This is a genomic window from Mizugakiibacter sp. (assembly GCF_039680435.1).
Lineage (GTDB): Bacteria > Pseudomonadota > Gammaproteobacteria > Xanthomonadales > Rhodanobacteraceae > Mizugakiibacter.
On the sequence record NZ_JBDKSX010000052.1, the window covers coordinates 1 to 4,724 of the forward strand.

4 protein-coding genes are annotated in these 4,724 nt (G+C 71.6%); 2 read left to right on the forward strand and 2 right to left on the reverse strand.

Translation table 11 applies throughout. The features are described from left to right. Positions 1-2,112: acyl-CoA dehydrogenase (locus ABFC67_RS05795; protein ID WP_346737095.1), on the reverse strand; the 2,112-nt coding region annotated here is incomplete at its 3' end. A 172-nt stretch (positions 2,113-2,284) separates the two neighbouring features. On the opposite strand from ABFC67_RS05795, the gene ABFC67_RS05800 reads away from it, so the two are divergent. Beyond that, positions 2,285-3,076 carry an AMP nucleosidase gene (locus ABFC67_RS05800; RefSeq protein WP_346737098.1) on the forward strand — a complete coding sequence of 264 codons (792 nt, stop codon included), beginning with the start codon at positions 2,285-2,287 and terminating at the stop codon, positions 3,074-3,076. A gap of 67 nt (positions 3,077-3,143) precedes the next feature. Beyond that, complete coding sequence (locus tag ABFC67_RS05805; RefSeq protein ID WP_346737096.1) at positions 3,144-3,449, forward strand: hypothetical protein; 306 nt, start codon at positions 3,144-3,146, stop codon at positions 3,447-3,449. Positions 3,450-3,683: 234 nt separating this feature from the next. Here the strand turns inward: ABFC67_RS05805 and grxD are convergent, their stop codons facing one another. Continuing rightward, entirely contained in the window at positions 3,684-4,610 is a 927-nt protein-coding gene (gene grxD, locus ABFC67_RS05810; RefSeq protein ID WP_346737097.1) for a Grx4 family monothiol glutaredoxin, read from the reverse strand. Positions 4,611-4,724 lie beyond the last annotated feature (114 nt).

Genomic DNA, 4,724 nt, shown 5'->3' on the forward strand with positions numbered 1-4,724 from the left:
TTCCAGGATCGCGCGCGCGGCGCGCCGGCCGAGTTTGTCCGAGGGCGGGCGGAAGCGCGCGCCCAGCGGGAACACGATGCGGCGCGCCAGCCACGCCGCCGGCCGCGACGGCAGGTTGTCGAGCACGCCGCGCAGCGCTTCCTGCACGCGGTACAGGCACAGCGCGACACCCCAGCGCGCGAGGTCGTAGTTGGAGGCGATCTTCGGCTCGTCGTGGTAGCGCTTCAGCGCGGCCGAGGCGAGGTAGAGGTACGCCAGCGCGTCGGCGAGGCGGCCGGACAGCTTCTCGCGCCGCTTCAGCGCGCCGCCCAGCGTGCCCATCGCCAGGTCGGAGACGAACGCGAACGCCGAGGACAGGCGCGTGAGGTGCTGGTAGAAGCGGCCGAGATCCGGCGTCGCCGGCTTCGGCGCCAACCGGCTGCCGGTCAGTCCCAGCAGCCAGGCGCGCAGCGCGCGGGTGAACACGAAACCGACGTGGCCGAAGATCGCGCGGTCGAAGCGCTTGAGGTCGCGCGCGGCGACCGCCTCGATCTCGTGCTGCACGAACGGATGGCAGCGGATCGCGCCCTGGCCGTAGACGATCATCGAACGGGTGAGGATGTTGGCGCCCTCGACGGTGATGCCGATCGGCACCGCCATCCACATGCGCGACAGGCTGTTGCGCGGGCCGCGCTGGATCGCCGCGCCGGCGCGGATGTCCATCGCGTCCGACACCACCTGGCGCATGCCTTCGGTGAGGTAGGCCTTGGCGATCGAGCCCAGCACCGCCGGCTTCTCGCCGGCGTCCAGCGCGCCGCAGGTCAGCGTGCGCGTCGCGCTCATCAGGTAGGTCAGGCCGGCGATGCGCGCCAGCGGCTCCTCGATGCCTTCGAAGCGGCCGATCGGCGTGTCGAACTGCTCGCGCACGGTGGCGTAGGCCCCGCAGATGCGCGTCGACATCTGTGCCGCGCCGACGGCCAGCGCCGGCAGCGAGATCGAGCGGCCGGCGGCCAGCGATTCCATCAGCATGCGCCAGCCGTGGCCGATGCCGCTCCTCTCGCCGATGATCGCGTCCAGCGGCACGAACACGTCGCGGCCGACGATCGGCCCGTTCTGGAACGGCACGCCCATCGGGTCGTGGCGCTGGCCGATCTCGATGCCCGGCAGGTCGTGCGGGATCAGCGCGCAGGTGATGCCGAGATCCTCCTTGTCGCCGAGCAGGCCGTGCGGGTCCTTCATGCGGAAGGCGAGGCCGATCAGCGTCGCCACCGGCGCCAGCGTGATGTAGCGCTTGTGCCAGTTGAGGCGGATGCCGAGCACCTGCCGGCCTTCCCATTCGCCGCGCTCGACCACGCCCTCGGACTGCGTGGCGGCGGCGTCGGAGCCCGCCTCGGGACCGGTCAGCGCGAAGCAGGGGATTTCCTCGCCGCGGGCGAGGCGCGGCAGGTAGCGATCCTTCTGCGCCTCGGTGCCGTAGTGCAGCAGCAGTTCGGCCGGGCCCAGCGAGTTCGGCACCATCACCGTGACCGCGGCGGTGATCGAGCGGCTGGCGATGCGCGTGACCACGCGCGAGTGGCCGATCTCGGAGAACTCCAGCCCGCCGTAGCGCTGCGGGACGATCATGCCGAAGAAGCGCTCGCGCTTGAGCAGTTCCCACACGTCGGCGGGCAGGTCGCGGTCCTGCTCGACCTGCCAGTCGTCGAGGCGGCGGCACAGCTCCGCCACCGGGCCGTCCAGGAACGCCTGCTCGCGCTCGCCGAGCGGCTTGCAGCGGAAATCCAGCAGCTTCTGCCAGCGCGGCGCGCCGGAGAACAGCTCGGCGTCCCACCACACCGTGCCGGCCTCCAGCGCGATGCGCTCGGTCTCGCCGAGCCGCGGCAGCACGCGCGCCATCAGCTTCATCAGCATGCCGGACACCAGCACGCGGCGCAGCGGTGCGAAGCCGGCCAGCAGGGCGACGGCCAGGAACGCGACGGCGGTGGCGTGGAACAGCAGCGGCGAGGCGACGCCGCGCTCCAGCCAGGTCAGCAGCAGTACGCCGGCCGCGACCACCCAGGCGGCGTAGCCGCGGCCGAGGAAGCCGAGCGCGAGCAGGGCGACGAGCGCGAGGACGATACCGGTGAAGAGCAGCATGGTTCCTCTCCTTGGCGCGGGGGCCGCCCCATTGTGCCCGGCCGCGATGGATGCCGCACCGGCCGTGCGGTTCCGGTTACACTGGCGGCGCAATCAGCGCATGGATTCCGCCGGCGCGGCGTCGCCGGTCACGCGTCCGCGGCCGCGCGGGCGCCCGATTCGCGTCGTGCCCATGAAAGACAAGCACGAGATCGTCAGCAACTGGCTGCCGCGCTACACCGGCACGCCGCCGGAAGGCTTCGGCCAGCACGTCCTGCTCACCAACTTCGGCAACTACGTCGAGCTGTTCGCGCAATGGCACGACGTCGAGGTGCGCGGCCGCGACCGGCCGATGCCGAACGCGACCGCCGACGGCATCACCATGATCCACTACGGCATGGGCAGCCCCAATGCCGCCACGGTGATGGACCTGCTCGGCGCGGTCGCGCCGAAGGCCTGCCTGTTCCTCGGCAAGTGCGGCGGCCTGAAGAGGAAGAACAAGCTCGGCGACCTGATCCTGCCGATCGCCGCGATCCGCGGCGAAGGCACCAGCAACGACTACCTGCCGCCGGAAGTGCCGGCGTTGCCCGCGTTCCAGCTGCAGCGCGCGGTTTCGACCATGATCCGCGACCTCGGCCACGACTACTGGACCGGCACGGTGTTCACCACCAATCGCCGCGTGTGGGAGCACGACGAGGCGTTCAAGGACTACCTGCGGCGCACGCGCTGCATGGCGATCGACATGGAGACCGCGACGATCTTCGCCGCCGGCTTCGCCAACGAGATCCCGTGCGGCGCGCTGCTGCTGGTGTCCGACCAGCCGATGATCCCGGAAGGCGTCAAGACCGAGGCCAGCGACCGCGAGGTCACCACGCATTTCGTCGAGGCGCACATCAAGATCGGCATCGAAGCGCTGAAGCTGGTGCGCCGGCGCGGGCGCAGCGTCAAGCACCTGCGCTTCGAGGAGGATCTCGAGGCGGATTGACCGGGAATGCAGCAGGCCGCCGTCGCCGCGCGCGCGGCGGCGGACGGCGCGACAGGGGGAAGGGGACATGAAGCGATGGTTCACGACGGCCGCGCTTGGCGCCGTCATCGCCGGCTGCGCCAGCGCGCCGCCGCAGGATCTCGGCACCGTGATCGATGCCGATGCGGCAACGGTGAACGCCTGCCGCTACCTCGGTGAAGTGAGCGGCACGCCGCGCTGGACCGGCGGCGCGGCCTCGCTTGCCGACCAGCACGCCCGCCAGCAAGCGCGCGCGCAGGCCGCCAGGCTCAGCGCCACCCACATCGTCTGGACCGGCGTCTACAACACTTCGACACTTTCGGTGCGCGGCAAGGCGTACCGTTGTCCCGACTGATTCAGGGCGGCGTTGCCCGCGGAGTGCGTTGGGTTTCGCTCCCCTCAACGCAACCTACGCGGACCGCATTCCCTGAGTGCCGCTCGGGTCGCAGGGTGGGATTGGGCCCGCCTCACCCATGGCGGGGCGATGCGAGGGTGGGCTGAAGCCCACCCTACGCGATTACCCGTTTATGCTTTTCCCGAGTCCCGAGTCCCGAGTCCCGAGTCCCGAGTCCCGAGTCCCGAGTCCCGCTCAGTAGCGCGGCACCGAAGGATCGATCTGCACCGACCACGCGTCGATGCCGCCCTCGACGTTGTAGACCTCGTCGAAGCCGTGCGCGGCGAAGCGCTCGGCGATGGCGCGGCTGGAGTTGCCGTGGTGGCAGATGAACGCCAGCGCGGTGTCCTTGGGCAGCGCGGCCAGCGCGTCGTAGCCTTCCTCTTCGAGGATGCGCACGCCGGCGGCCGGGAACGGCGCGATCGCGCGCGCCGGCGCCGGGCGCACGTCGACCAGGGTGATGCTGCGCGCGTTCAGGCGGCGCTGCAGCTCGGCGACCTCCATCGGCTTCACGCCGCCGGCGCCGGGGAAGCTGAGCGACAGGCCGGCGCCCTGCATCGTCTCCACCCAGTCGATCTTGATGCCGCGCGCGCGCTGCGCGCTGCCCGGGTCGAAGTGCACCTCGATGCCGTTGGCGACCGCCACGATGTCGTGTTCCCCGGCCGGCGCGAGCTGGAAGCCGGCGCTGTGGTCGGGGCCGATCTCGAGGTGCAGCGCCAGGCCGCCCGCATCGGCCACGCCGGCGCGGATCGCCGCGGCGGCCGCGTCGGTGATGATGATCTCCGGCGGCGTGCGGTCCGGCGCGGCCGCGCCGAACAGCGCGTGCAGCTCGCCGCTGGCGTACATCGCGCGCACGATGTCGGCGCCGCCGACCAGCTCGCCCCCGACGTACAGTTGCGGGATCGTCGGCCAGTTGCCGAATACCTTGATGCCCTCGCGCAGCTCCGGGTCGGCCAGCACGTCGACCGTGTGGTATTCCGGCAGCACCTCGTTCAGCACGTTGGCGGCGGCGGCGGAGAAGCCGCACTGCGGCTGGAAGCGCGTGCCCTTCATGAACAGCACGACCTGGTGGTCCTTGAGCAGCGTCTCGATGCGGGCGCGGGTGGCGGAGTCGAGGGACATGGCGGCATCCGGGGAAGGGAAGCCGCCATTCTACCGCGCGCCCGGCGCCGCCGGCCGCGCCGGGCGCGCCTTCGCGCCGCCGGCGCCCGGTCAGCGCGGCCGGGCGAGCGCCGC

Coding starts and splice junctions, on each gene's coding strand:
- ABFC67_RS05800 (WP_346737098.1), top strand. CDS start 2,285: ATGAAAGACAAGCACGAGATCGTCAGCAACTGGCTGCCGCGCTACACC.
- ABFC67_RS05805 (WP_346737096.1), top strand. CDS start 3,144: ATGAAGCGATGGTTCACGACGGCCGCGCTTGGCGCCGTCATCGCCGGC.
- grxD (WP_346737097.1), bottom strand. CDS start 4,610: ATGTCCCTCGACTCCGCCACCCGCGCCCGCATCGAGACGCTGCTCAAG.